Origin of the sequence: Cohnella mopanensis, from assembly GCF_022352055.1 — a bacterium.
In the GTDB taxonomy this organism is placed as follows: domain Bacteria; phylum Bacillota; class Bacilli; order Paenibacillales; family Paenibacillaceae; genus Cohnella; species Cohnella mopanensis.
Map to the genome: position 1 here is coordinate 326,243 of NZ_JAKRWM010000006.1, position 26,730 is coordinate 352,972.

A 26,730-nucleotide genomic window follows, 5' to 3' on the forward strand; every position below is an offset into this window, starting at 1 on the left:
GTCATTTCAAGTAGAACACTTCGCGCATCGGCCTTATAGGTTCGGCTTCCTTAAAATCGAAGGAGCCTTCGACCATCTTCGAGGTGATCGCGTTCCAGCGACTGCACGCCTCGCTTTCCGCGATGATCCCGAAAGCCGCCTCCACGTCGTCGCACTCGAAGCAATAGAAAAACTGATTGCCGTTCTGGAAGATGGAGTAATTCCGAATTCCCGCGCGGGAATGCTCTTCCATGATCTCCGGCCAAGGGGACAAATGCATCTCCACGTATTCCGCCAAGCATTCCTCTTTAATCTTCCATGTCCATGCAAACTTATTACTCGGGTTCATTATATCCGTCTCCTCCTTGGAAGATCGTCTGCTCTCTGAATTTAGACGGAGTTTGCCCCGTCCAGTTCTTAAACAAACGACTGAAATACTTAACGTCCTGATAACCGATCCGACAGCATACATCCTGCAGCTTCAAGCGCGGGTCGGCCAGCAGCTCCTTCGCTCTCTCAATTCGTTGCCGGGTTAAATAGTCGAGCACGGTATCCCCGGTTTGCATTTTGAACACTTCGCTGAAATAGGTCGGGTTCATGTACACTTGATCGGCGATTTTCTTGATCGTAACGTCCTGATCCAAGTGGTCGTTAATCCAACCTTTCGCTTGTTCCACCGGCTTCTTGTTGCTGCTCTCGCGGGCTTTGCGAATATCTCCGATCACGCGATCCATTAACTGCTTCACGCACATCTTCAGCTCGTGCAAATTGCTTGCCCTCTCTACCTTGTGAAGCTCGTCCTCGAGGGACGCCGAGTCTTCGATCCCGCTGCGGCTCTCCAACCCTGTCGAATGTATCAGGATGATCGCGTTCTGAACCGCCTTATGCAAGTTAGCCGGAGAATCCAGACGATCCCATTGATCGAAGATGAGCTTGGCATTGTCGGCGGCTTCTTCCGGATTGCCTTGTTCTACGCTGCGCTTGAGCTTCTGGGCCAGTAGAGACAGATCCTTGTCGTTCAGAGCCGAAGATTTGCCTTCTTCATTCAAGCTCTCCGGTCTGAACACTTGATTGCCTCCATGGAGGAACCGGTAGTTCATGAGAGCCATCGCTTGGCGCTTAGCTTCGGGTAGAACGTATAAATCCTGTAAGCCGTCTCCGTAAGCGACGGATACCGAGAAGGGGGTATACGTCTGGATAGCGGAACGGATGTTAACCGCCAGATCGTAAGCAGCGGTCCCCCAATCGAAATCGGGCTCAGGGCTGTACAGCAGCATCCAGAAGTCCGATTCCGCCCCCCGCCAGCTCCATCCGAGCTGGTCCGTCTGCCGGAATTGATTGTCCAGCAGCTCGCCCATAATATTCTCGAGCGCGTAGAAGTAAGCTTTCCAATCGTTAGGCTTATAACTTCTCGTCTTCACGGGCAGCGTATCCATACGAATGGATAGCAGTACGTAGGACCCCTTCGGAAATTCGTCAACCCAATAGCCTAGCGTGGCCATGTCGATTCCCATGGAGGTAATATAGCTTAACGTTTGAGTTTGCCTTGTTTTCTTCAACTGCTCGGATTCCCGCACCATTTCTCCGCGCTTAAGGCTTTGGTAACGCCCATTGGATATGATCGTTCGAATCTCCGCCATCCGCATACGGAATTGTTCGCGGTCGACGGGCTTAAGAAGATAATCCAACGCTCCTTCCCGCAAAGCCGTTTGCAGGTAAGTAAAATCGTCGTAGCCGCTAATGAGTAACGGATAGAACGAATATTGCTTTTTCGCTTCCTTGATTAAGGTCAGCCCGTCCATCTCCGGCATCTTCACGTCCGTGATTAATAAATCGATGGCTCCATCCGTCTGAAGGAAGTAGTCCAGGGCTTCCCTTCCATCGCTCGCCGTGGCCACGACTTCCCAGTCATCCCCGCAAGAATGGACTAGCCGTTCGATGCCGCGGCGAATACGGGCTTCATCGTCTACAATCAAAGTTCTAATCTTCTCCATTCACGATCGTCTCCCCGTGGATCATCGGAATCCGGATGATCACTTCTGTCCCCTTATCGACAATGCTGTGGAGCTGCAACCCATAGTCCGTCCCATGCATCATCACGATTCTAGCGTTTACGTTAATTAACCCGAAGTGCGAGCTGCGTCCTTCGAAACTGATTTTTTTCAGCGATTGCTCTAATTCGCTCAAACGATCGCTTGGAATCCCGGGTCCGTTGTCGCGGATGCGAATGACGATATCCCGCTTCCCGGAACGCGCCCCGAATTCCTGGCTGACCGCGATATGAATATCCAAAGCTTTGCGGCTCTCCAGCCCGTACTTAATCGCATTCTCCACGATCGGCTGAAGGATGAACTTAGGACTATAGAGAGCATGGAAGTCCCGATCATCCATGACCTGAACGATATCGAAATGCACTCGATCCTCGAACCTGAACTTCTGAATCGTCAGGTAGTCCTTCACATGCTGCACTTCTTCCGCGATCGTGACGGATTTCGATTGGTTCGATACGGAGAAACGAAGCATGCGCCCAAGCAGCGTCACCATATCCACGACCTGCTCGGTCTCCCCTTCCTCTACGGCCATCCCGATCGTCTCGAGCGTATTGTACATAAAATGAGGGTTGATTTGCGATTGCAACGCATAGAGCTCGGCTTCTTTTTGCCTGATTTCGATCTGATAGTTTTTCTGAATCAGCTCGCGGATCGTCGAGATCATCGAGTTGAAGCTTCGTGCCAGCATGCCGACCTCGTCCCCGCTTTGAACCTTGAGATCGACCTGGAAGTCTCCCATCTCGACCGACTTCATTAACCCGGTCAGCTTCTTCAAGGGGCGCGTCATGTTGTAGGAGATAAAGACCCCGATGATGGAAGTAAGAAGCATGATTCCGATAATTACGAACACGGTTACGTTCCGCACCTGATCCGCACTCTTCGTCAAGTCGCGAAGCGGAATGCTATGAACGAGTATCCACCCCCGATTGGAGGTTTGATTGACGCTAACGAGTTTCTGATCCCCCGTTCCGTTGGAGCGGAAGCTTCCGTTAAGCACCGGATAACGCGCCTTGTCCCCATCAACAGTTCCGATAAGAGACCGATTCGTATGATAAATGATTTTACCCGACGGGTTCATCACCCACAAATCCGCTCTCTCATTCTTCTCGAAATTGCGAACGATGTTATCGATGAAGCTAAGGTCTACCGCAATGAGCATCGTTCCTAAGCTTTTGCGATTATCGTCATCGTAAATCTGCTTCAGAATGAAGACGTAGGGAGCCTCGCTACCGAACTGGAGATCCATCTCCCCGGGCAAAATAATCTTGGCCTTGCCGCCCAGCTCGACATTCTGAACGTAATCGCTGAGTCCCGCGCTCCAGTTGCTTTCCTTGAAGCCCACCTTGGAACTATAAAATACCCGATTATTGGAAATAACAAATACGCCTAGCACATCGGCATTTCGTCCGTTCGTGTAGGTTCTAGCCAGATAGCTATTCATATTGTATTGGTCCTTGTTCAGATCAGACCGCTTGACATAAGTCGAGCGCCTAAGAATGCCTAGAATACTGTCGGAGTTAAATAACATTTCCGGCAGCGTGGTCAGTTCATCGATACGTTTCTCGATGTCCGCGTTCGCCTGATAGAGAAACTTAGGCATGTATTCGCCGATCTGTTCTTCGACCGACCTTGCATACTGGATGTAGGAGAAATAAACCAAGAGCATCATCGGGAAAGCCGTCAGGAGAATGTATGTGACGATCAGCTTATAGCCGATGGGATAATTCCGAAAGTGGAGTCCGCGCATTCTCTTAAAAATCATATTGGCTCACATTCTCCGCTGTAAAATCGAGCGGCTCTCCCATAATGACCATATCCCCGTTCAAACGAATGTTCCCGACCCCGTCGATCTCCTGTCCGTCCATCGGCATTTGCCCATTCAAATAATTGTATGCCAGCATGATCGTCAGATAGCCAAGCTTCTTCGGACTCCACAGCGTAGCGATCTGTGCGGAGCCTTCCCGGAGATACGGGCCCATCAGATTGGGGCTCGATAATCCGACAACCTTCACGGAGCCTGATTTCCCGGCTTCCTTCACCGCATGTGCCGCAGCGGGCGGCCCGACCGAAGAATTGCCTAGAATCCCATCCAGATTAGGGTAATCTTCGAGCAGCTTCTTAGCGACCTCATACGCCTTCTCCTGATCGTCGTCGGTCGCTACGGTTGCCACGAGATTCATATCCGGATAATATTCGCTTTGCTGGACATTGATCCACTTCAGCCATTCGTTCAGATTCGCCGCGGCGAACGAGCCCGTCATGATCGCGAAATTGCCTTTCTCCCCCATCGATAAGGCCAGCGTGTCCAGAAGATGTCTGCCCAGAACTTCCGGTTCGACCATATTCACGAAGAACTCCCTGCATTGGGGCTCGGTATCCGCATCCCAAGTGATCACCTTAATTCCCGACTTCCGCGCTTTCTGCAGGACGGGCACCAGCTTGACAGGGTCGTTAGCGGAAATGGCAATAAGATCGACCTTCTGGTCGATCAATTGCTCCACAACTTGAATTTGACGCTCGGCATCCGCGCTTTCCGGACCGCTTAAGATGACGTCGATTCCGAGATTGTTTGCCGCTTCCTTGGCTCCTAACGCCGCATACCGGAAATATTCGATCTCGCTTCCCTTCGGTACGAAACCGATCTTATACCGATTTCCGGGAGCAATCGACTGAACCGGTTGAGGGCCCGTAGCGGTTCCGGGTTCCATCGAATACACCAGTTCATATCGAGTGCTTGATCCGGATTGGCAGGAAGTAATGAATAAGGCGATGATTACAAACGTCGCGATTGTTCGGTACAAAAGACTCTCCACCTTTATACCTGGATATCTAACCGATAGCGTGAATATCAAACTGAACATTTTATTATAGAGTAACGTTCTTTAAGCGCATTAACTCTCCCACTTTAGCAAACAAAGAACCGTTATGGCCGATCGACATCGCGCAATGGTGGGTAGGCGCCTCCGCGAACCAGCGGGTCATGTAATCATCCGGGTGCATGCGGAACTTAACCGGAGTTTGGGTGTTGCCGATTCTCATGGTCGGGCCGTCCGTCGCCTCCGCTTCGCTTATGATCATTTTCAGCTTGCCATCCTCGGTTTGCGTCATACCCAGCGTTGTAATCGGGCCGGTTTTGACCTTCGCCTCCACGGACACCCCCGTGCCTTGCTTGCCGTGATACAGTCCCATTCCCCTTAAGATCGGTTTCCCCTCCGATATGGCGATATGGAAAGGACCGTCATGGCCGAGCAATATCGTTCCGTCCACGTAATCCACCACGACGATCTCGGAGAAACTGCCTCCCGTGCCTACGATATCGCAGATTTTCATCCCTAAGGCCGTCTTAAGATCGCCCTCTCCGGCACATGGAATACCGTGCGCGGTGAGCAAGGAATGACCGACGATAAAGCCGCCTTGAAGCTTCTCGTATTCGCCGCCCGGCGCGCCATGGTAATAATAGCTGAGGGCATCCAGATCGAATTCCCGCACAAGCTTCTCCTGCGCCGCCGCAACTCGGCATGACCATTCCAGCTGTTCATCGCTAGGCTTTCTTGCGATCGGATCGGAAGGGGAATCCCCGCTTATTCGGAACATATTATGGACGGCATCCAGCTTATTCTTCACATCTTGCGGAGTAACTTCTTTTAGCATGCGATCGAGGTCGCACATTTCCAACACTTCGACGTGAAGGCCTGTCTGAGCCTGTATCATCGTAAAATCGCTGTACATGTCCAACATACCGCTGTACGTATTGCCCAGGAAACCGAATCGGCTGTGCTTCAACGTACGCGGAACCGAAGCCGCTCGAATCCATTCCTCGATATCCCGCCATGCGCGTATGGCTTCCGCCCTGACATGGGTCGTCTCGTTCGTCAAGGAAATTTCTGGCGTATAATCAAGACCCAGTATACCATTCACGACCCGGAACGCAATTCCCGCCCGGTTGAACGCATTGGCGAACTCCGGTACCGGGCAAGCGCCGCAATGGGCCAGCCATTCGCCGGTCGTCGATTGGTCGTAATTAATGCGTTCCGTCGGCTGCAAATTTAGAAAGACAACGGGCGCCGGGCACAATTGATGGACGGGGAGCACGGTAGCGCTCGTAGAATACGTCGCCGCATGGCAGAATACCAGATCGACGTTCTGGCCGTTCAGCCACTCGCCGGCTTTGCGTCCTTCCGTTTCCGTATCGACTAGGCCGTAATTGAACACTTCTCCCCACTGGGACATCCTGTTCTCGATAAACTTGCCATATTCGACTAGCCGGCCGCGCAGCCCGGGAAACTGCTCCCAATACGCTCGCAGTCCAACGCTATATAGGCCGATGCGCGCCTTGCGAGCCGGTTTGATGGGATTGAATAAAGACATCTTTACCACCTCATGATCCTATGGAATAATCGTTATGTACCTCATTGTAAAGGCTTACACTTCGGTTTACATCCAACGATCTTGGGTAAAAATAATAGTATCTTGGAGTTGATCCGCATGACCGGTTACCGGGAACAGGCATCGCACGACTGGACGGAAGATTCGGTACGAATGATCGCTACGCCTTCCGCATTCGCCAAAGCCGCCTTGTACTACGTACAGGAAGCCGGGCTGTTCCGTACGATGTCATCTTACTATACAGAACGAGAAAATCTCGATTCCTATTTGATTCTCTACACGACCGGCGGTACCGGATATTTGACGTATGGCAACAAGACCTATACGGTAACGCCCAATCAGCTCGTGTATATCGATTGTCGAAAATACCAGTATTATCGAACGGATTTTTCCGATCTGTGGGAGATGCTGTGGATCCATTTTAACGGGAGCTCCGCGCCTGCTTATTATGATCGTTTCGCTTCTACGGGGAGTCCGGTCATCACTCTTCCTAGCGAGTCTAGAATACCGGGATTATTGCAGGAAATCGTCGATCTGCATCAGCATAAGACGATCCAGACGGAATTGTCGGGCTCTCGGGTTATCGTCGACCTCCTTACCGAAGTGCTGCTGACCGGCCAGTATCCCGAGTCATCCGATCCGGGCATTCCCGCTTCTATTCGGAATGTCATGAATCATTACGATCGCTATTATTCCGCGCGGCTGTCTCTTGACGAAGTATCCGCTTCCTTCTCGATCGACAAGTACCATCTGTCCAAAGAATTCAAACGATATACCGGCTTCTCCCCGAACGAGTATTTGATTAACACTCGGATTACCCGCGCTAAGGAGCTCCTCCGCTTCACGGACATGCCTATTGCCGAGATCGCTTTGGCCGTCGGCGTCGAGAATGTCAGCCACTTCATTAATCTGTTCCGAAGCCGCGAAGCGCTTACGCCTTTGGTGTACCGCAAGCATTGGCGGCAATCCTAGAGTAGACAAACGAAAAGGCACACGGAACGAGTCCATGTGCCTACTGCCTTCTTCTTCCTTGGTGAGCAGAAGCTCAATTTCCGATGCTTCACAGCTCTTTTTAGCAACCCATTATATACCGATCCAGGAATGAATTTCGGAATTTGCCCTGCGGATCATAACGGGAGACCATCTGCCGAAAATCGGGCAGTTTTACGAAAAGCTGTTGCAATCGTTCGGGATTCATCGCGAAAAGCTTGCCCCAATGCGGACGAGCATGATAAGGCTGAAGTCGTTGTTCAATAACCGGTAACACTTGTTGAACGGAGGGCCAATCCGCCTTCCACGTAAAATGGATCGCCACAGAATCCTGCATGTAACAGGGACTCATCCATAGTTCATCCGCCGCAACCGAACGAATTTCACAAATATGAAGCAGCGGCGAAATGGACGTGCGAATCCCTTGAATCGCGGTCAATGCATCGTAAGCGTACTGACGGGGCACCAGATATTCGCTCTGCAGTTCGTCCCCGGCACTCGGCGTAAAATCCATGCGAAAATGCGGCAGCCTTTCGTGCCATGGCCCCGGTATACCCATCTGTTCGCTGCAATTCTCCGATCCAAGGCCCGGAACCGGATGCTTGCTCGTGCTTGCTAGCGTGGCGCCGAATAACGAAGGTTCCGTCTGCACAGGGGCCGAATTTGTTAATTTTTGTTTCACCCAAAGCTGATTAAACGACTCGTCCTTCCAGTCGGTGAATAGACTCACGCTATAGGCACTGGAGAATATATCATCAAAATGATCTTTAAGCTGCACTAGCGGCAAGTTTTCGTAAACTGATTGGCTTACATTAAAGCTCGAAACGACATCCAACGTGATTTTCGTTACGATCCCAATTCCCCCGAGGCTTACTACTGCTCCGGCGAATTCATCGTTTTGCAGATCACGGGAAAAGGTTACCACGTTCCCATCCGCGGTAACGATCTCCATGGAGTGAACCGCTGTCGCAAGACTGCCGTTGCGGTCGCCAGATCCATGTGTCCCCGTCGCGCATGCACCAGCAACGCTAATGTGCGGCAGCGACGCCAAATTGTGCAGCGCATAGCCGTGATTGTTAAGATATGTACACAAGTCTCCATAGCGTACTCCGCCTTCTACGGTTACCTTGTTCCGTTTAAGATCAAAATCGATGAGCCGGTTCAACTTCTGTAGCGAGAGATGGACGCCGTTAGAATCCGCGATACCATTGAATGAGTGGCGCGTGCCAAGCGGCTTGATTCGGGTGCTGCGCACGACGATTTCCTGTACTTGTTCTAGAGTCTCGGGCGTGTGGATTTCAGTGACGTTATAAGTGTAGTTGCGTGCCCAATTTTGATGCTTTTGCATGGTGATATCTCCTTTTTCACAGTTAGTAAGTATCTATATGAAAAATCCCTATTTTATTATAATTTTTCAGTTTGTAATTTATCATTTCTAGGCTGCGATTTAACATTTCCATCTGTCCTAAAATATTTGCTTTGTGCTGTTCGAGCAGTTCTTTACGTTGCTCACTTGTAGTCGAACCTGTCAAACATAACACCATGAACTCCTTGATTTCCTCTATAGGCATACCGGTATTTTTGAGGCAGCAAACTAACTCCAACCAAGAAATATCCGTTTCTGAATATTTACGGGTACCCGTCTCAGTTCTTTTTAATAATGGCATTAACCCTTCCCTGTCATAATAGCGAAGTGTAGAAATAGGTAAACGCAATCGTTCTGAAACATGCTTAATTGTATACTCCATATGAAGCTCCTCCACATATTATCAATTTGACCCTTGACCTGAAGTTAAGTTTAGCCTTTATTCTATTTGAATCAAAGTCTAGGAGGTAACAATAAAATGAAATACAGAAGACTAGGCAAAAGTGGACTAAGGGTAAGCGAAATTGGTCTTGGAAGTTGGATGACTTACGGCTCAGCAACAGCAGAGGAAACATCGAACGCTTGTATTTCAAAAGCATTTGATTTAGGGATTAATTTCTTCGATACATCTAATTCCTATATAGGCGCCGAGCAAGTACTAGGCAATGCTTTAAAAGCATACCCTCGCAGTAGTTATGTGCTTGCTACAAAAGTATATTTCCCTCAAGGCGAAGGACCAAATGATCGAGGTTTATCCCGGAAACATATCATGGAGCAATGCGACGCCAGTCTGAAACGATTGGGTACCGAGTACATCGACTTATATCAATGTCATCGTTTCGATAATGAGACACCAATTGAAGAGACGCTCCGCGCGCTGGATGATTTGACCAGCCAAGGCAAAATCCTATATTCGGGAGTCAGTGAATGGTCTGCATCGCAGATAGAGAATGCATCTTCATTGGGCAAAACATTAAATTTGCGTCCTTTGATTTCAAATCAACCCATTTACAATTTGTTCGAACGTTACATTGAAAAGGAGAACGTTATCAAGCAGTGCGAGTTGGAGGGCATTGGTTTAATTGTCTTTTCTCCACTTGCACAAGGTATTTTAACTGGTAAATATAAACCCGGCCACGCCATACCACAAGACAGTAGAGCAGCTAATAACGAGACAAATGGCGTTATTAACAGCTATTTGCGAGAAGATGTGCTGAATTGCACAGTCAAGCTAGAAGAACTAGCTGCCGAACTTGGTGTTACTTTATCGCAGTTCGCTCTTGCATGGGTGTTACGCCAGCCAAATGTGAGCTCAGCCATTATTGGTTCCAGCCGTCCAACACAAATTGAAGAGAACATAAAAGCTATTGATCTGAACATAACTGCAGATGTACTTTCCCGTGTGGAAGAAATATTAAGTGCGGTTCACAACTTCGCACCAATGAGATAATCCATGCTGCTTTCACTTTATATCCCCCGCGCCAAAGTATCGTTGTATGTGCTATATTCAATGTATTCCATCCGTGGCCAACCCGGAGAGAGGATCGAGCGAATATGAGAACAAAAATGAGAATGCTGCTAGCTTCCTCGATCCTATTAGGAGCTCTACCGCTTACGGCGGGATGCGAGCCCTTTCCTTCCGCTTACGTATTTGCCGCAGATCGCCCATTGTCCCAGGATCAGCTCCACCAAGAGCTTAACCGTGCCTGGAGCGAGCGACTGGGGTCCCTTAAAGTTACCTTTTCCGGCAAGGAAGGGACGATTAAAAGGGATATGAAAGAAATCTTGAATCATGCCCTCTACTCGGACGACTATTTACATTATATTGTAAAATCATATGGCTACGATGCTACGATCAAGGGAAACATCGCTACCATTACCTTCAAATTCACCTATTGGGAAACCTTAGCCCAGACCAACGAAGTGAAGCAACGCGTCACCCGCACGCTCAAGCGTATTCTTACTCCGGAAATGAACGACTTTCAGAAACAAAAAGCGATTCACGATTGGATCGTGACCAACCTTTCCTACGATACGCGCCTCGTTTCCTATTCCGCATACGACGGGATCGTGAACGGCGAGACGGTATGCCAGGGCTATGCTCTTCTAACCTATGAAATGATGAGACAAGCGGGCATTCCGGTGAAGATCGTGGAAGGCACTTCGCGGGGCATCGCGCACACTTGGAACCTAGTCCAACTCGGGGGCAAATGGTATCACCTCGACACGACGTGGGATGACCCGGTGCCGGATGAAGCCGGACGGATCGTGTATAACTATTACAACTTAACGGATTCCCAGATTAAGATCGATCATAAGTGGAAGCCTTCCGCGTTATATCCGACCGCGGTAACCCCATTCGATCAAACATTGGCTTCATTGTCTGGCAAAGGTGCCCCGAAAGCTGACTTTTACAAGAAGCTTTACGAACAACTCGGTTTTGTCTACCTAAGCGATGCCAATACGGCCACCAGCCTGCAGGAGTTAACGAGCCTCATCAAATCCGCGGTAGATAAGCGCCAGAAGCAATTAATCGTTCGTTACACCAATGGAGTTACGTTCAAGTCGGATATGAAAAAAGCTTTCTCCGCGCAGAAGGGGCTATCCAGCTATAGCTATTCCTATGAGGACTACACTCCTACGACGATGAATGATAAGCTGCTGCGTATTAAGTTTACTTATTCTTGAGAAGATCCTGCTTAAGGATAAATATTAATTCGCTTCAAGATTCCGTAATCGAATACGATAAGGTTCCCGTCGTTATCGACGGACATCAATAGCTTGTAGGGATCAAGTTTTAGTTCATCTTCCGATGTTATCGGCCAGTTGAGCGTATCGGGAAGGCCGTAAATCCCCGTATGGAAAGACACGTCTTCGAGATTGGCGTAGAGCAATATTTCGCCGTTCAGGCTTACGCGATGTACGGTTTTCTTGTTATCCAGCACATAGAAATAACCGTTGGATGCTGTTACATTCTGAATCGATGTGACATCTAAAGCGACTTCGGCGAACTTTTCCACCGCTTTTCCGTTCCACTTGAAGATCTTTCCGCCCTTGGTGTCATAAAAGTAGACCACTCCGTCCCGAACGGTCGAGAACAACCGGGTTTTATCCGCCGTTCGGGAGGAATCCGCCACTTCTAAAGCCTTCCCCTTAGCAGAAGAATAGATCATCTGAGATTGCGGGTCCCCATAGTAAAAGGTCTCGTCATCCACGGACGCAAAGAAATTATCTTCTAGATTGTAGTAACCTTGGGTATTGATCTGGTAGGAAACCATTCTGACTTCCGGCAAAATAGAGAAAACGACCGTCCGCATTCTAACGGGCGAATCGGACTCCGCGCTCTCCCCAAGCAAATACAAGGAATCTGTTGCCTCGTTATAGAAAAGCCTTCTAGGAACGAACTCCGAATAAGCAAAGCTGCCTTTGTTATTCTCCTTCAATGTGTATTCGAAATTAAACTTTTGATCGATCGACGTAATAACCGTAAACTTGTTGTCTGCACGAGGATCGTATTTCTTAATCTGAAACCCCTTGTTAGGGTCCTTCTCAAGAATATAAACTTGATTGTTCTTCGCGGCAGCTATGCTGCTCGCATAAACTTTCATTTTATCAAGGTGAGACATAGAGTTAGTAGGTCGAAAGGACAGTAGATCAACCGTCGGCTTCTCTAGACTCGTATATTTACTCCGTTAAATATTTCTATAATAAATGGAATTTTCCTCCACAAACTCCGTACTACTCCCAAGGATATTTCGTAACCAAATAGTCCGCGAATTTCTTACTTTCTTCCCTGCGCTGCTTTCGCATTTCCGTCCGGTGCTCGGCGGTCTCGAACAGCTTGTGCTCCTCTTCGGTCTCGGGTACGATCTGCGGAACCGGGATCTTCTTATTGTCTTCGCCTAGAGCGACGAAAGTGAGGAAGGAAGTCGCCGCGATCTTCCTTTCTCCGCTCCTGAGATCTTCGCGGATCACCTTGACGAACACCTCCATTGAACTTTTGCCCGTCCAGGTCACGAAGGACTCTAACGATACGGAATCGGTTGGCCGGATCGGATACAGAAAATCGACGGAATCGGTCGAGGCCGTAACTGCCGTAACGCGGCATAGTTTAGACGCCGAGATGGAGGCGATGTCGTCGATGTAGGACATCAGTTTACCTCCGAACAACGTATCGTGATTGTTCACGTCGGTGGGAAATACCCTGGACACCTTGAAACATCGGGTTTCCCTAGCGAATTTAAGCTCTTGCATCCCGCACCTTCTTCCCCGCATTTTTTCAGGATATTTTATCCAACCCGCTAACCGACTATTCACTTAAGAAACCGTTCATTCGAGACCAGAAATATATAGGTGTGCATAACGCCTTCCGAGTCCGCGACATCCCCCTTGCCGATCGGAAGACCGGTCAAAGTCCTTGGATAGCCGATTTTCAAGTCCTCTTTCGCTCTATTGATCCCCAGTACGTCAACCAGAGTACCGTCGGACGTCTTGATAATGATTTCGGACTGAATGCCGCCAATAGGACTAAAACTATCAACGTATTCCACCTTCCCCGTGACGGTAACCGCTTTTCCATAATAGTTCTGGGGCGCTTCGAACAATTTGGCCGGCGATACCTTCTCACCGTTATTCAAGACTCTGAAGGTCGTCAATTCTTGGATGGCTAAGGCTTCATTACCGTTCGTATCGATATCCAAATCCGTCGTATTCCAGTTTGAGACTGGCGTATGCTTAATCCGAATAGATTTCGTGACCTTGGCAACTACGTTATTTTTAATAGATTCGTAAGTTTCCTTAGAGCACGTATAAGATAAAATGTACAATTTCGCATCCAATGGAACCAACAAGTTATACGCAACTACGCTTTCCCCCGTCTCCTTGTCATCGTATTCCTGATAACTTTCGAGCGCCCGAACCCCCGAGGAAGTCCCTGTCGGAAAAATATAAGCGTTTCTCTCGTTCTCGATTGATAAGTTCCGCAAATCATCCAGTTGCTGAGCGCTATAGGTATTCGCCATTTGGGTTACCGAGGGCGCTTCCGTCTCATACTTTTTAACGACGATGCTGAAAGTTTCCCCGATCCCTCCAGAAGGAGCTTCGCTCGCGAAAATAACCCGGTCGTCAAGAACCTCATTCTTGAACGAACCGGGGTAGAGAACCGTATAATCAATATTTTCGTAACTCTGAAAGGCTTCGGCCCCTGCTTCCTTATTCGGAGCATCCTCGCTACACGCGGTCAACATGAGGATACACAACAGGGCGGTAATGAAATATTTTGCAATCACTTGGCTGCTCCTTTGCTAGAAAACATCGTAATCCAAACAATATCGGATGATAAGGCGCCAGCGATTAGTTACGCTTAATGAGTCTGATTGAAGTCCGACTGCGTAAAGACATCATCTTCGTTTTTCACGAAATTCAGGCTCGTATTCAGCGATGACAGCAAATCTTCGAGATTGGCATTGCGTTGCAGCTCGGGCTCATCCTTGATCCGATCTTTAGGCGTTAATTTCGTTATTTTATTGTCGATAAGGGATCTCAAAGCTACGTCGTACCGGTTAACATATTTCGAACCCACGAAAGTAGCGGACATAGCCTGAATCAATTGATTAAAGACGAACAGATGAGCTTCGCTGATATGGGCACCGGCCCGGTTAGAAGGGGCATGGATTTGCTCCATCGCCCGGATCTCATCCTCGTACAGCATCGTCGATAATACTAATCCGTCCCCTAAAGGCCATACGGCAGCAAGGCTTTGAACGGATCTTAACGTAATATAGCCGATCCCGATTTTCTTGGCTTGAACGAGGCTAGCTTGAAAAAGCTTAAACGCTTCCTCCCCCACCTCATCCGTACCCATGTAATAATGTTTCTTCAGCCGAATTCGGCTAATTTCCTCTTCATCGGCAAACTGTTCAACGAGAAGCGACTTGGAAGCTTGCGGCGTAATCCCTTTCAGCTCGTCCTCCGTCAGCTCGACGAGATTGCCGCCACCGAGATCGTATCCCTTCCTGATCTCTTCCGACTCGACCTTCGTTCCGCAAGCCTGACAGAATTTCAAATGAGAGATTGAACCTCCGCAAACCGTATGAGTTTGCTTCAAGGAAATCTCTTTGTCTTCCGTCGCGGCATAAAGCTTGATCGGAATTTGAAACTTGGCAATCTGAATGGTCCCTTTCCACATGGCATGCATCTTCTATCCTTCCCTTCCGCATAGACAATCTATTACTTGTATTGCCTAAGCGATAGGAAAGGATACCGCAGCGAAACTATGAATTGTTGTAAACAAATGCGGCATAGCGGCTCTTACGATTGACAAAAGTTCGTTAACGAAAGTAATGTAAGTAAAGTAAGCATTTTTTACTTAATCGATAACTCTTTTTTCTGCATTTTGTAAGTAAATAGCTGTCGCTTTCTATAGAATTGGCTCGAATTATATCTTTATCACTCGTTTGTTTGAAGCCGGAGGGAAATCAATTTATGAAACATAACATTACGATGCGCGATATCGCCGACAAGCTCGGAGTAAGCACCGTTACGGTTTCCAAAGCCATTAACGACAAAGACGGCGTTGGCGACGATCTGCGGAAGAAAATCAAAGGGGTCGCATCGGATATGGGCTACCGGATGAACGCGGCCGCCAAATCGATGAAAGAAGGCTTATCCTATAACATCGGCGTCATTATTCCCGAGCGCTTCACCGGTGTTACGCAAGCTTTTTACATGCAATTTTACCAAGCCTTGACCAAAAGCATGGATGAGTTCGGCTATTCCGGAATCATGCATATTCTGAGTATGGACGACGAGGAACAACTCGCGCTTCCGCGGGTTTATCTGGAGAAGAAAGTCGACGGATTCATTATTCTCGGGCAATCAAACCGGGATTACACCGATATGTTCTTACAGACGGGGACGCCGCTTGTATTTCTTGATTTCTATACCGATCAGCCGGACGTCGATTGCGTCATCACCGATAACTTCTACGGGGTTTACGATTTAACGAATCACTTGATTCAACTAGGCCATCGGGACATCGCCTTCGTCGGCAACATTCAAGCGACCAGCAGCATTCTGGACCGCTATTTGGGTTATTACAAATCGATTCTGGAACACGGAATCAAGACGCCCGAAGATTACCTCATCAACGACCGGGACGACAAGGGCCAATATATCGAAATCGCTCTGCCAAGCCGTATGCCGACGGCATTCGTCTGCAACGGCGATCAAATCGCCTTTCACTTGGTTGCCATGCTGCAAAGAAAAGGGTACCGCGTACCCGAAGACTGCTCCGTCGTGGGATTCGATAACGACATTTTCGCCACTCTGACGCAGCCAAACCTAACGACCGTCGAAGTAAATATGCCGGAAATGTCCAAATCGGCCGTGTCGATGCTCGTCAGAAAGATCAAACATCCGAACATCAGCCACGGACGGGTATCGATCAAAGGGAAAATCGTTTATCGCGGTTCCGTGAAGAGTCTGCGACAGACGAATGCAATAAATAACGATTGACTTGTAAGCGCTGACATCTTATACTCGCCTTGTAACCTAATCGATAAGCTTATTTCAGGGGGAGATCTTAAGTGAAGAAAACAGTTTTATCGGTATCTATGGTTTTCGTTCTTCTAGCCGGACTGATTTCAGGATGCGGCGGCAACAACAATAACAATAGCAGCCCTTCGGCTTCTCCTTCGGAGACACAGGCCGCCAGCGAAAGCTCGGCAGCTACCGAAAGCAGCTCCGCTGACGTCAAGCCAAGCGGTTCCATCACCGTACTTACGCAACGCACGGACATCGTTGACACCCTGCAAGGTGAATTCACCGCAGAGTTCAACAAAGTTTACCCAGATATTAAAGTGAAATGGGAGGCAATCCAAGACTACGAGAATAACATCAAAATCCGGATGGGTACGGAGGATTACGGCGACGTTCTGTTAATCCCGAACAATGTCGAAGCGAAAGACTTCCCGAACTTCTTCGAGCCGCTGGGCGACTACGAAAAAGACAAATCCGTTTACACGCAAATCGACGTTAAACGTAACGAAGGCAAATATTACGGCATTCCAATGGCCATCAATACTCTAGGTATCTTATACAACAAAAAAGTATTCAAAGATGCCGGTATTACGGATATGCCTCGCACGCCGGCTGATTTCCTTGCAGCCATGCACAAAATTAAAGATAACACGAAAGCTATCCCGCTCTATACGAATTACAAGGACGATTGGACTTTGAGCCAATGGGCGGATTATTTGCAACCGGCATCCGGCGACCCGAACTATCCGAATATCGGATTTTTGGAAGATCCGAATCCGTGGGCTCCAGGCAAACCTTATAACGACATCTTCAAACTGATGTACGATGTCGCCAAAGAAGGATTAATCGAGAGCGACCCGACTACGACGGACTGGGAATCTTCTAAAGGTATGATCAATCGCGGAGAGATCGGCACGATGGTTCTGGGCTCATGGGCGATTACGCAAATGCAAGCCGCCGGTCCTAACCCGGACGATATCGGCTATATGCCGTTCCCGACGAACGCAGCTAAACTGTCCGCTCCATTAGCCGCGGATTACACTTGGTCCATTAACGTGCACAGCAAAAACAAAGAAGCCGCAAATGCCTTTATCCATTGGGTTGTTGACATATCCGACTACGCTTCCAAGTATCAAGGCGGATTCAGCGCGAAGTTCGGTCCTGACGGCAAGCTGCAAGTTCCCGAGCTTCTGAAAGGCTTCCAAGATCTTGGCGTTACGATGGAAACATCCACTCCGGGACCGGATGATTTGAACGGCCTCAGCACGCAAATCGACAACGATTCCGAGGTGGGTATCCATAACCCTGAATTCAAGAAAAAGTTGATCGAAGCCGCGATCGGCAACAGAAGCGAATCTTTCGAAGACATCATGAGCGACCTCGACAAAAGATGGAATAAATCTTGGAAGAAGTTAATTCCTGATAACTATAAGAAATAAGCTCTTTCGGGGATAAGAAACTCGTCGCTTAGGGGAAAGTGCAAACGTGCTTTCCCCTAAGATTTTCTATACTCCATAATTTTCGCGGCGGAGGTACGGGTATGTTTAGTTTATCGAATCTAAGCTATAAGGCACAGAGAATCGTCATCATCGTTACCTTCTCGTTTGTCCCGATCTTGCTATTACTTACATTTGGATACTTACCTGTTGTAGGCATGTTCAAATATGCTTTTACGGACTGGAACGGCATATCCCCTAACTACCATTGGGTAGGCTTTGATAACTTCAAAAGAATTTTCACAGAGGAAAAATATTATGAAGGCTTCTTAAACAGCATTTATTATTTCGGCGGCAGCTTTGTTCAGTTGGCCATTGCCTTATACTTCGCGACGATCTTAAGCTTCGCGGTCAAAGGCAAAAACTTCTTCAAAGGCGTGTTGTTTTTCCCGAGTATGATCAACAGCGTGGCCGTCGGCTTAATCTTCCTCTTCTTCTTCAGACCAGAAGGAACACTAGATACGATTCTTGGTTTCTTCGGCATTACGGATCCCCCGAAGTGGCTGCTTAATACGAAGATCATTAACATCTCGTTGGTTGGAGCGTCCGTGTGGCGTTACTTGGGCTTTACCTTCATTCTCCTGCTGGGAGCCATTTCTTCTGTACCTCATGATCTATATGAAGCGGCGGAAATCGATGGTGCCAATCGCTGGCATCAATTTAAATATATCATTCTACCGAGCATTCGCCGGATCGTCGCGATCACATTGATCCTATCCATCAGCGGCTCCGTAGCGCCATTCGAAATTCCTTACATCATGACGGGCGGCTCCAACGGCAGTAACACGTTCGTCATTCAGACGGTTACGACCACGTTCTCCTACAGCAAATACGGTATGGGTTCCGCAATGGCCGTCGTTCTTTTCCTGATCGTCATCTTTGTGACTTTGCTGCAAAAATCCTTTATTAAGGAGGAGAAATAGAATGGCAAACTTAAAAGCCCCTACAGCCCGCACATTCAAATATCTCACCTTAATAATAGGTGCATTCTGCGCTCTAGCTCCGCTTGTCGTCGTATTGTTCGCTTCCTTTAAGTCTTCGCAGGAATATATGGGCACCGGTCCGTTAACCCCCCCGCAGGACTGGTTTAATTTCGACAACTACCGCACGGCTTTCGTTAAAGGGAACATGCTGACGGGCTTTAAGAATACGGCGATTATTATGGCCGTGTCCTTAATCGGGAATATCCTGATCGGCACGATGATCGCGTACGTACTGCAACGGTTTACCTTTAAGGCCCGCGGCATGATCATGGTCGCGTTCCTGTTCGCCGCCTTAATTCCGAGCGTTACGACGCAGGTTATTTTGTTCAAAATCGTTCATGCGCTCGGGTTGTTCAACTCGATGGGATCTGCGATTATCCTCTACTTGGGTACCGATATTATCGGGATCTATATCTTCATACAGTTCATGGAAAATATCTCGACGCAGTTGGATGAATCGGCAATGCTGGACGGCGCCTCCTATTTCACGATCTTCGCCAAAATCATTTTCCCGTTATTGGCTCCGGCGATCGTTACGTTGCTGATCATCAGAGGCATTGGGATATACAATGACTTCTATATTCCGTTCCTGTACATGCCGGACCCTGATCTCCGAACGATATCGACGTCGTTGTTCGCCTTCAAGGGACCGTTCGGGTCGCATTGGGAAACGATCTGCGCGGCGGTCATGCTCATCATCATCCCTACCGTCATTGCTTTCTTAGCTCTGCAAAAATATATTTACAACGGATTTACGCAAGGCGCAGTGAAGTAAAAACAAGCCGGCAGAGGATATTCCTCCGCCGGCTTGTTTTTACTTCAGATCCCTTCTTTAAGGGCATATTCAATCATATCCGCAACGTTCTTGACAAAGTCCTCCTCGCTCTCCCCCAGTATGGGGAGAACCCGAAAGAAGGCGAGCCTCGCCGTCATGCCGGTAAGCTCCTCATCCTGTTCCTTATAATATTGCAACCCTTCGAAAGTGGTAGGTCTAACGTTTACTCTAACTGCCATCTGCGCCTTCGGATAAAGCTGCTTTAGGGCTTTCGCGAAGGACTCTGACTTTAGACCCTTCACATCATCGACGGAGGCATAGATGTCTCGAAATTCCGACTCTATCTCGGCCATCAAATCGATATACCAGTCTACGTCTTCGATTTCGAACACCGACAGGTTCCGCTTGTATCCGTCATCTTCATTGTACGGATACTTCTCCTTCGCTTTCGCGAAGATCTCGCGAGCTTCGGAAAGCTTTTTATTCCGAATAGCCTCATCGCCTTGTTTGATCAGTTCATTGGCCTCGTTTATGATGCTAAGGCTTTGTTCCTTCTTCCTCAGCGCTTCTTCGTTGTCTGGATCAAACCTTAGTGCATTATCGTAGGCTGTAATCGCAACGGTATAATCCTTCATTTCGAACATTTGATCGCCGGCCTCTATCGCCTCTAATGCGATTTTACTCTGACCCGTGCCATTGCACGCCGTTAGCACGAATAGGCTCGACATCACAATCGCAATGACTAGGAGATACCGGCCCGCTTTTCTTCCGCTTCCATACCACATTTCAATTCTGTCCTTCCAATATTAGCTATGATGTTACCAATTGTTAACCGCATGCTCGGCAAAAGCGACCAAATCCTTGACTTCGATCACTCTTCCGTCATCTAGAACAGCTTGTCCGGTAAACGCCCCGAAAATCTGATGGCAACGATTATCCAAGAACAACGCTTTCGCTTCCGTATAGCGGTCATAGATCGGAGTAAACTCCATCTCGAATCGCCCGTCGTCGCTCGTAAACCGCTTCTTCGCCATATAACCGCCGTTTCCGGCCAGATCGAAATGGACTTGGCTTATTTTATGGGCAACCCCGTCATAGAACAGCATGTTTTCCGTTGCTGCCGAGGTATTGCCGAATCCGTATCCGATATTAAAGCCGAAACGCTTGCCCTCGATCCAGCCACTGCCGCTCCCCCAATACCATTCGTTATGGAACGGCCATACGCCCCGTCCCCAATCCAATAAACCGAAAGCAGATTCAGGCTCGAAACGGTAAACCTTATCGTCGATCTTCGCAACCCCTTTGGCCGGCATGCAATTGATCTTATGATTATAGTAGAAACATTTCTCGCTCTCATCGAATGGCGTTGCGATTACGAGAGACGTCGGATCGGGCTGGGACAGCTGAACGTCTATGTCTACTTTCGGAAATTTGCCTCCGCTTGTTTGACAGATTAACCTGCGACCGCCTTGAAAGACCTGAAACTGCATAAGCAGATTTTTGGCTTTGAACGTAATGTCCTCCTGATCCCCCGACTCCGGCAATTTAAGCCGGTTAAACGGAAAGAAAAGCAAATGGGAGAATTGATGCATGATTCCGGTGTGGAACTCGAACAGCTTGAACGACACTTCTCCCACATACGAAGCATGACCGATCGTCAGCTGTAAGCAGTAATCATCGTTCGATACTTGATAGAAATCCCATTCCTTTATCCTCCAAGGCCTCGCCTTGATCGCCTTGCGATTAAAACGCAGAACGGCTCGCGTCGAATACCCTTTCTGCAGGAGCGCCCCGTCTTCCCCTAGAACATACCCGGGTGTAATGATCTGATTTTGCATGAATGGGCCTCCATTTTATCGAATCGCAGAAGTTCCTCTCTCTTTCTCTCTATGTAAATTTTACCTCCAAGTCGTCGCTTGAGGCAATGAAAAACACTCCTACAAGACATCAGCGACATCTCTGTTCAGTGAAATAAAATTGTAGACTAGCAGTGACGTTAAGCTAACGGGCAGGATTGCTTACACCCATAAATGTTATAATAGTGGTGAAGTATTGGAAAGTTGGTGGTTTAATGAGTGAAACGAGAGTGTTGCCTGAACCTCATAAATATGCTGTTTGTGCTCCCGCAGATACGCCTATAAAGAATTTTTACAAGGGAATTTATGATGAAGTTTTTATTTTTTATCATCCATTCATTAAACCAATATCAATTGGCTACGATTTATTTGAACCAGAAACATATCCAGGCAAAAATGAAATTATAGAAAAATGCCAAATGGTTACATGGAATCAGTTTTTAACAATATCAGAAATCGAAAGTTACAGACATTTAGACATTGGATTAAGAACCCGAATCATGGGATTGAAAAAGGAATATGCAAACGAAGTAATCTCTAAAAAGATTCAAGACACTTGTGAGAAACATCAGTTAATTGCTCCAATGGAAGGTTTTTTTCCAGAGTTTCTAATGAATAAGGTGCTTTTATCAATAAAACATGAAGGACATGACTGGATATGGTCTGGGGATGAATTTTGCACCGAAAGAAAATTGGAGTACATTGATGATTTAATTAATGATAATGAAGCATTGCGAAATCAACACTTGAATCTGTTTACTCACAATAATGAAGTTTTGCTTACAACTCATTGGGATAGCCACTTTTCCCTACTCTGTTCGGATAAAGATACAATAAAAAAGATAGTCAAGTTTGCTGGTCTGGAAGGTTTCTTTTGTGATGAAAAGACTGATATTTATTGGAGTTTGCGAAACACATCATTCAACTAACGGGAAACGTTTGTTTAATAAGTATGCTGCGGCAGCCGACCTAACTATCGGTTGCCGTTTTTATTAAGTTAACGGGCAGTTTAGCCCGAAAAAAACAAAGAGGCGACACTGTTGATTTGGTGAGACTCTTCTCTTATTATTGTGGTATCGTTGATACATGAATGTTAAAAAAGGTTTTTGTTACTTTTTGAGCCTAATGCTCAGCAAACTTTTTGTGAGAAACCGACAAGTATGACTCGTTCGTGACATTAAAGGCTGAAAAACAATTGGAGGCTTTTATGGCGAATGACAACGAGTTGCAATCTGCAAAGGATTTAGTGCGACTACTTAAGAATAAGGAAAATTTGACATACGACCTTTTTCAAAAGCATCCTGATTATGAAGCCGAGGTTAGAAAGAGAATTGAGGCTTTAGGTTACAATTACGACGAAGTCGCTAATGCCGAGAAAGCTGAGGCAATTTTAGATCACTTATGGGAGGACATTCTTTCAATCCTCAATCAGGAAGATGCTTCTAGGTTAATGAATGAAGTGGCAATCGGGCTGGTCAATAGTCCACTTAACAGAGCACGAGTTGAACAAGGAAAGGCCATAATAATTAATTACGGATTGCTAACATTTTTAAATCAGAGCACTAAGTATAAAATTGCAGCTCATGAACCTCAACATGTAACATTCTGCGATAGAGTTGATCCAAGCAGGTTGACAACTGAAATCGTGAACCTATTTTATGCTGAACTCGTCATGAACTACCGAGAAAAGAATGTTCCAGTAGGTCCTCTAATTCTTCTAGATAATGAATCGGAACTTCTACGAGGAGACTACCTCTATGTGAAGGAACTTTTCATTGTCTCCCATGAATTAGCCCATATACTTCTCAACCATACAGAACGTTCTCATTTTGCTGAATTTCAAGCTGACCATCTTGCATACCAAATCGTTAGAGAAGTTCTGGCAAAGACACGCGAGGGTTTGAATGGTAAATTTTTGCTCGTAACGCTAACGGATCTTTTCATAGACATGCAGCATCTATCAGGGACCCAAATAAGTGAGACGCACCCACCTGCGGTTTCAAGGCTGCTACACATTACACGAGAGTTTTATGGAGATGAGTTGGCTGAAGCTATGAAAAAGTATTTGATGAACATAGATAGCGAGGAATACGAAAAGCTACTTTCTTTAATGCCTGATTATGGTTGTGGAACCACTGTCGGGTGACGGGAAATCAATTTCAATGTTTGCTGTGTAATAAAGCTAACGGGAACCGAGAACTCAATAAATTACATCACGAGGCTACTGCGGAATCGTTTGGTAACCTTGCTCAGCTAAGGGACAATTTAATGCAACTTTAACGTGGTACAATGTGGGGAAATAGAAGAACGGAGTGAAGTCTTGGATAAAGATGTTATGTGGGGAATTTTTGTTTCTGAAGAAAGTAAACGTTTTCCAAACTTCTTTCCCATCGGTTTTTACGCGACTCGTGAAAAGGCAGTCGAAGTAATTCAAGAGCTACCAAAAGACGTTAATTATGATTTGCTCAAGCTGCCTTTGAACCGCAATTTTGCTTATTTTCATAAGAAAAGCGGCAAGTTAGTAGGTATGGATGATATTTATCACGAGCACTTCCATTTTAAGGGTGAACATGAAAATAGCTGAACTAACGGATGACGATGACGATCTAAGCAGAAGTAAGAGGGGGGCAGTTTATGATAAAGCCCGTACTAAAAAGCCTATTTACAGGGACGTGTTAATCGTAAGCCAACCGTTAACGATGAACGTGATAAGAACTGAAAACCGCTTACCGAGAAGTAACAGTCCCGTTACACTAACAGGAACCGATAGTTCAAAAAGAGCGGTAGCCTAGGACTTTTATTTTCTCATCCAAGGCTTCCGTTTTTTTCGTATAACTAGGTCAGTCTATAACTATATTTTCATGGAACAACACCCTGCTAAGGTCATGTTTTCTTTCTACTAATCTTTGTAAGGATCAAACTCGTCAGCCCCCGCCATGCAAACCCCGATCGGCCTTAAGACGTGCAACACGTCGATCGTCTCCGCATGAGCGTCCAACACTTCTTGAAGCTTGCGGTACACGAACGGGCTTTCATCCGTACCTGCGCCGCGAAGCTCCACGCCGTAGTCGTGAACGGCCTGAGCCATTTGCTCCGGAGAGATTTGGCCACCCGATCGAGTACGGGTTTTCCAGTTCATTTTGCCTGCTGCTTGGGTCCGGCTCATCGTACGTCCAGCCCCATGCACCGTGCTATAGAACGAATCGCGGTTTTCCGCTGTATCCTTCCCTCGCACGATGACGGAAATATCGCCCATGCTTCCGCCGATAAACCCGACTTGGCCGGGAGCGGAGGGCGTCGCTCCTTTACGCACAACGATAGCCTCTTTACCATTATGCGTCTCGCGCCAAGCAAAATTGTGATGATTATGCACCTCGAAATCCGATTCGGCGCCGAGAATGGTCAACAATTGCTCGATGACATAGTCTCGTCCGGCATACGCATATCGTCCGGCAAGCTTCATCGCGCGGAAATACATATCACCCATCTCGCTGTCGATATCCAACAGAGTCGGCGGTTGATCCATTTTCTCTCCTGGGGCTTTCCCGAGAAATTCTCTTCCGGCAGCCAGATTAAGGAACCCGCTAGCCGTCTTATGTCCAAACCCGCGGCTGCCAAAATGGTTGGCAACCCACAGACGGCCCGTTCCGATCTCTTCGAATAAATCAACGAAATGATTACCGCTTCCGACCGTCCCTAACTGATCGCGCGCCAAAGCCTTCAACTTATCGTGCTCTTGGCGTCCGATCGCCGAAAAGACGCTCCAGTCCGGATCATCGAATAACGGATGATCGACCTTCTCGCTGTTTACCCGTCCTACGCCGAACGAGATTTTCCGAGCGATTTCGTTCATGATGCTGCCGATTCGCCCTTTTACGTCAACGACGTTCAAATTCGTCCTCACCGCTTTGTTACCGCATGCGATATCATAACCGACGCCGGATGGAGAGATTTGCCCATCGTACGCGACGACTCCCCCGATCGGTTGGCTATAGCCTTTGTGATGGTCGGCCATCAGCAAGGTTTGAACCACGTTGCCGGTTTCCGCGCAGGTCCGGGCTTGCGCTAATGCGCCTTCGTCCGGGTTGCCCCAGACGCGAACCCCCGCGATCGTTTGGTATGCCATTCGTTTCAACTCCTCTATATGAACTTCATTGTAGCTAAGTTTTCCCTTTTGTCGAGATAAGGGCATTCAGTTGCTCTAACATGTTGCCTCCATTAGATAGGGAGATGCTTCCGATCTTGTCGCAGATCTTCTCCATGAACTCCAGCTCCTTCAGGCGGTATAGCGTCTCATTCTCGTCGAGCAGCTTGGCCGTGTTTAGCAGGCTTCTCGTAGATGCCGTTTCTTCGCGGCGGGTGATCAGATTAGCTTGCGCTTGCTTCTCCGCAATTAGAACGGTGTTCAGAATTTCCTTAACATCGCCTGGAAGAATGATATCCTTTACCCCTGCAGATTGAAAGCTTACGCCGAGCTCCCCGCCCTTGCCGTTCAGCTTAGCGAGCACGTAAGTTCCGATCTCCTGCTTCGTCCGCAGCAATTCATCCAGCTTCATCGTTCCTACGTATTCCCGAAGGACTAGCTGCAGCAGGACATAGATCTGATCCTCGAAGGACTTGATCTCCATCGCTTTCAGCGGATCCGTGATGCGATATTGGCAAATGAAGTTCAGACGCAGCGTAACCTTGTCCTCCGTCATCATTTCCTGTCCGGTCATATCGAGCTGAAGCTGCCTCATATCTACGGTTTTCACCTGCGCCGATATCGGGCCCTTCCAGAAGTAGTACTTGCCCGGCATCAATGTTTTCCGATACGTGCTATCTATGAACAACAGGCCCTTCTCGTAGTTTGCCACTTCATAGGTTTGCAGGTAAAGGGTATTCAACCTCGCAAGAACGGATACATCCACTTCGGACGGAATTTCCGGATTCCGGGCATCGACGCGAATGAACTCGTGGCGCTTCCAGACTTTCCAGAACGCATATTTGCCGGTAGTCAGAAGTCGCGTGATTTTACCATCCTCGAAATGAAGCACGTACTCGTAATCTTGGACGTCTACCACGGCTAGCTCGCCCAACAGTTGCTCATCCTGCAAGAACAGTTGCAAGTCCCGATCCGGGACGGAAAAGGGTTTGTTTACGTTCACCGTGATCACCTGACAATCGGACAACGGCCAGAACCGGTAGGTACCCGGCTTCAGGTATTTGATATAGTTGCCGTCTTTGAACAGGAGTCCCCGTTCATCGGCTCGTATAATAGCTTTCATTGGATTACCTCTTTTCTAATTAAAATGCAGGTGGGTGCCTTC

At 47.7% G+C, this 26,730-nt stretch carries 25 protein-coding genes; 10 read left to right on the top strand and 15 right to left on the bottom strand.

Features of this window, described 5'->3' with window-relative positions:
• Position 1 precedes the first annotated feature (1 nt).
• From L3D05_RS12045 to L3D05_RS12065, 5 genes are all read right to left on the bottom strand, one after another.
• On the bottom strand, positions 2-328 hold the full coding sequence (locus L3D05_RS12045; protein ID WP_239616299.1) for an L-rhamnose mutarotase: 327 nt from the start codon (positions 326-328) through the stop codon (positions 2-4).
• The gene (locus L3D05_RS12050) at positions 315-1,973 is read right to left on the bottom strand and encodes a response regulator transcription factor (protein ID WP_239616300.1); all 1,659 of its coding nucleotides are present in this window, start codon (positions 1,971-1,973) and stop codon (positions 315-317) included. The genes L3D05_RS12045 and L3D05_RS12050 overlap by 14 nt, the downstream gene beginning before the upstream one ends.
• Entirely contained in the window at positions 1,960-3,792 is a 1,833-nt protein-coding gene (locus tag L3D05_RS12055; protein ID WP_239616301.1) for a cache domain-containing sensor histidine kinase, read from the bottom strand. The genes L3D05_RS12050 and L3D05_RS12055 overlap by 14 nt, the downstream gene beginning before the upstream one ends.
• Positions 3,782-4,831, bottom strand: coding sequence for an autoinducer 2 ABC transporter substrate-binding protein (locus L3D05_RS12060; RefSeq protein WP_239616302.1), 1,050 nt, complete (start codon positions 4,829-4,831; stop codon positions 3,782-3,784). The genes L3D05_RS12055 and L3D05_RS12060 overlap by 11 nt, the downstream gene beginning before the upstream one ends.
• A 64-nt stretch (positions 4,832-4,895) precedes the next feature.
• Positions 4,896-6,398 carry an L-fucose/L-arabinose isomerase family protein gene (locus L3D05_RS12065; RefSeq protein ID WP_239616303.1) on the bottom strand — a complete coding sequence of 501 codons (1,503 nt, stop codon included), beginning with the start codon at positions 6,396-6,398 and terminating at the stop codon, positions 4,896-4,898.
• 117 nt (positions 6,399-6,515) lie between these two features.
• Between L3D05_RS12065 and L3D05_RS12070 the strand changes: the two genes are divergently transcribed.
• A complete protein-coding gene (locus tag L3D05_RS12070) occupies positions 6,516-7,388 on the top strand; it encodes an AraC family transcriptional regulator (RefSeq protein WP_239616304.1) in 873 nt (290 codons plus the stop codon).
• Between the two features lie 100 nt (positions 7,389-7,488).
• On the opposite strand, the gene L3D05_RS12075 is transcribed toward L3D05_RS12070, so the two are convergent.
• The gene (locus tag L3D05_RS12075; RefSeq protein ID WP_239616305.1) at positions 7,489-8,754 is read right to left on the bottom strand and encodes an FAD-binding protein; all 1,266 of its coding nucleotides are present in this window, start codon (positions 8,752-8,754) and stop codon (positions 7,489-7,491) included.
• Positions 8,755-8,776: 22 nt separating this feature from the next.
• On the bottom strand, positions 8,777-9,154 hold the full coding sequence (locus tag L3D05_RS12080) for a MerR family transcriptional regulator (RefSeq protein WP_239616306.1): 378 nt from the start codon (positions 9,152-9,154) through the stop codon (positions 8,777-8,779).
• 96 nt (positions 9,155-9,250) lie between these two features.
• Between L3D05_RS12080 and L3D05_RS12085 the strand changes: the two genes are divergently transcribed.
• Both L3D05_RS12085 and L3D05_RS12090 read left to right on the top strand, forming a co-directional pair.
• Positions 9,251-10,222 (top strand): aldo/keto reductase family protein, encoded by a 972-nt coding sequence (locus L3D05_RS12085; RefSeq protein ID WP_239616307.1) that lies wholly within the window; start codon positions 9,251-9,253, stop codon positions 10,220-10,222.
• 104 nt (positions 10,223-10,326) lie between these two features.
• On the top strand, positions 10,327-11,460 hold the full coding sequence (locus tag L3D05_RS12090; protein WP_239616308.1) for a transglutaminase domain-containing protein: 1,134 nt from the start codon (positions 10,327-10,329) through the stop codon (positions 11,458-11,460).
• Positions 11,461-11,471: 11 nt separating this feature from the next.
• Here the strand turns inward: L3D05_RS12090 and L3D05_RS12095 are convergent, their stop codons facing one another.
• The 4 genes from L3D05_RS12095 to ku all read right to left on the bottom strand — a co-directional run bounded on the left by L3D05_RS12095 (position 11,472) and on the right by ku (position 14,968).
• Complete coding sequence (locus tag L3D05_RS12095) at positions 11,472-12,398, bottom strand: SMP-30/gluconolactonase/LRE family protein (protein WP_239616309.1); 927 nt, start codon at positions 12,396-12,398, stop codon at positions 11,472-11,474.
• A 112-nt stretch (positions 12,399-12,510) separates the two neighbouring features.
• Positions 12,511-13,026 carry an acyl-CoA thioesterase gene (locus L3D05_RS12100; RefSeq protein WP_239616310.1) on the bottom strand — a complete coding sequence of 172 codons (516 nt, stop codon included), beginning with the start codon at positions 13,024-13,026 and terminating at the stop codon, positions 12,511-12,513.
• A gap of 59 nt (positions 13,027-13,085) precedes the next feature.
• Complete coding sequence (locus L3D05_RS12105; RefSeq protein WP_239616311.1) at positions 13,086-14,060, bottom strand: hypothetical protein; 975 nt, start codon at positions 14,058-14,060, stop codon at positions 13,086-13,088.
• Between the two features lie 74 nt (positions 14,061-14,134).
• Positions 14,135-14,968, bottom strand: coding sequence for a non-homologous end joining protein Ku (gene ku, locus L3D05_RS12110; protein ID WP_239616312.1), 834 nt, complete (start codon positions 14,966-14,968; stop codon positions 14,135-14,137).
• Between the two features lie 287 nt (positions 14,969-15,255).
• Between ku and L3D05_RS12115 the strand changes: the two genes are divergently transcribed.
• From L3D05_RS12115 to L3D05_RS12130, 4 genes are all read left to right on the top strand, one after another.
• Positions 15,256-16,287: a substrate-binding domain-containing protein gene (locus L3D05_RS12115; RefSeq protein WP_239616313.1), complete on the top strand. Its 1,032-nt coding sequence runs from the start codon at positions 15,256-15,258 to the stop codon at positions 16,285-16,287.
• A 71-nt stretch (positions 16,288-16,358) separates the two neighbouring features.
• Entirely contained in the window at positions 16,359-17,750 is a 1,392-nt protein-coding gene (locus tag L3D05_RS12120; RefSeq protein WP_239616314.1) for an ABC transporter substrate-binding protein, read from the top strand.
• Between the two features lie 101 nt (positions 17,751-17,851).
• Positions 17,852-18,730 carry a carbohydrate ABC transporter permease gene (locus L3D05_RS12125; protein WP_239616315.1) on the top strand — a complete coding sequence of 293 codons (879 nt, stop codon included), beginning with the start codon at positions 17,852-17,854 and terminating at the stop codon, positions 18,728-18,730.
• Between the two features lies 1 nt (position 18,731).
• The gene (locus tag L3D05_RS12130; RefSeq protein ID WP_239616316.1) at positions 18,732-19,565 is read left to right on the top strand and encodes a carbohydrate ABC transporter permease; all 834 of its coding nucleotides are present in this window, start codon (positions 18,732-18,734) and stop codon (positions 19,563-19,565) included.
• Between the two features lie 44 nt (positions 19,566-19,609).
• Here the strand turns inward: L3D05_RS12130 and L3D05_RS12135 are convergent, their stop codons facing one another.
• Together L3D05_RS12135 and L3D05_RS12140 are read right to left on the bottom strand one after the other, a co-directional pair.
• The gene (locus L3D05_RS12135; RefSeq protein ID WP_239616317.1) at positions 19,610-20,350 is read right to left on the bottom strand and encodes a tetratricopeptide repeat protein; all 741 of its coding nucleotides are present in this window, start codon (positions 20,348-20,350) and stop codon (positions 19,610-19,612) included.
• A gap of 33 nt (positions 20,351-20,383) precedes the next feature.
• Entirely contained in the window at positions 20,384-21,403 is a 1,020-nt protein-coding gene (locus tag L3D05_RS12140) for a DUF2804 domain-containing protein (protein ID WP_239616318.1), read from the bottom strand.
• A gap of 233 nt (positions 21,404-21,636) precedes the next feature.
• Between L3D05_RS12140 and L3D05_RS12145 the strand changes: the two genes are divergently transcribed.
• The 3 genes from L3D05_RS12145 to L3D05_RS12155 all read left to right on the top strand — a co-directional run bounded on the left by L3D05_RS12145 (position 21,637) and on the right by L3D05_RS12155 (position 24,005).
• Positions 21,637-22,350, top strand: coding sequence for a DUF2711 family protein (locus L3D05_RS12145; protein ID WP_239616319.1), 714 nt, complete (start codon positions 21,637-21,639; stop codon positions 22,348-22,350).
• Positions 22,351-22,628: 278 nt separating this feature from the next.
• A complete protein-coding gene (locus L3D05_RS12150; RefSeq protein ID WP_239616320.1) occupies positions 22,629-23,567 on the top strand; it encodes a phage exclusion protein Lit family protein in 939 nt (312 codons plus the stop codon).
• Between the two features lie 174 nt (positions 23,568-23,741).
• Positions 23,742-24,005, top strand: coding sequence for a hypothetical protein (locus L3D05_RS12155; RefSeq protein ID WP_239616321.1), 264 nt, complete (start codon positions 23,742-23,744; stop codon positions 24,003-24,005).
• Between the two features lie 315 nt (positions 24,006-24,320).
• Here L3D05_RS12155 and L3D05_RS12160 read toward each other — a convergent pair whose 3' ends face one another.
• Together L3D05_RS12160 and L3D05_RS12165 are read right to left on the bottom strand one after the other, a co-directional pair.
• Entirely contained in the window at positions 24,321-25,547 is a 1,227-nt protein-coding gene (locus tag L3D05_RS12160; protein WP_239616322.1) for an RtcB family protein, read from the bottom strand.
• A gap of 34 nt (positions 25,548-25,581) precedes the next feature.
• The gene (locus L3D05_RS12165) at positions 25,582-26,688 is read right to left on the bottom strand and encodes a slipin family protein (protein ID WP_239616323.1); all 1,107 of its coding nucleotides are present in this window, start codon (positions 26,686-26,688) and stop codon (positions 25,582-25,584) included.
• Positions 26,689-26,730 lie beyond the last annotated feature (42 nt).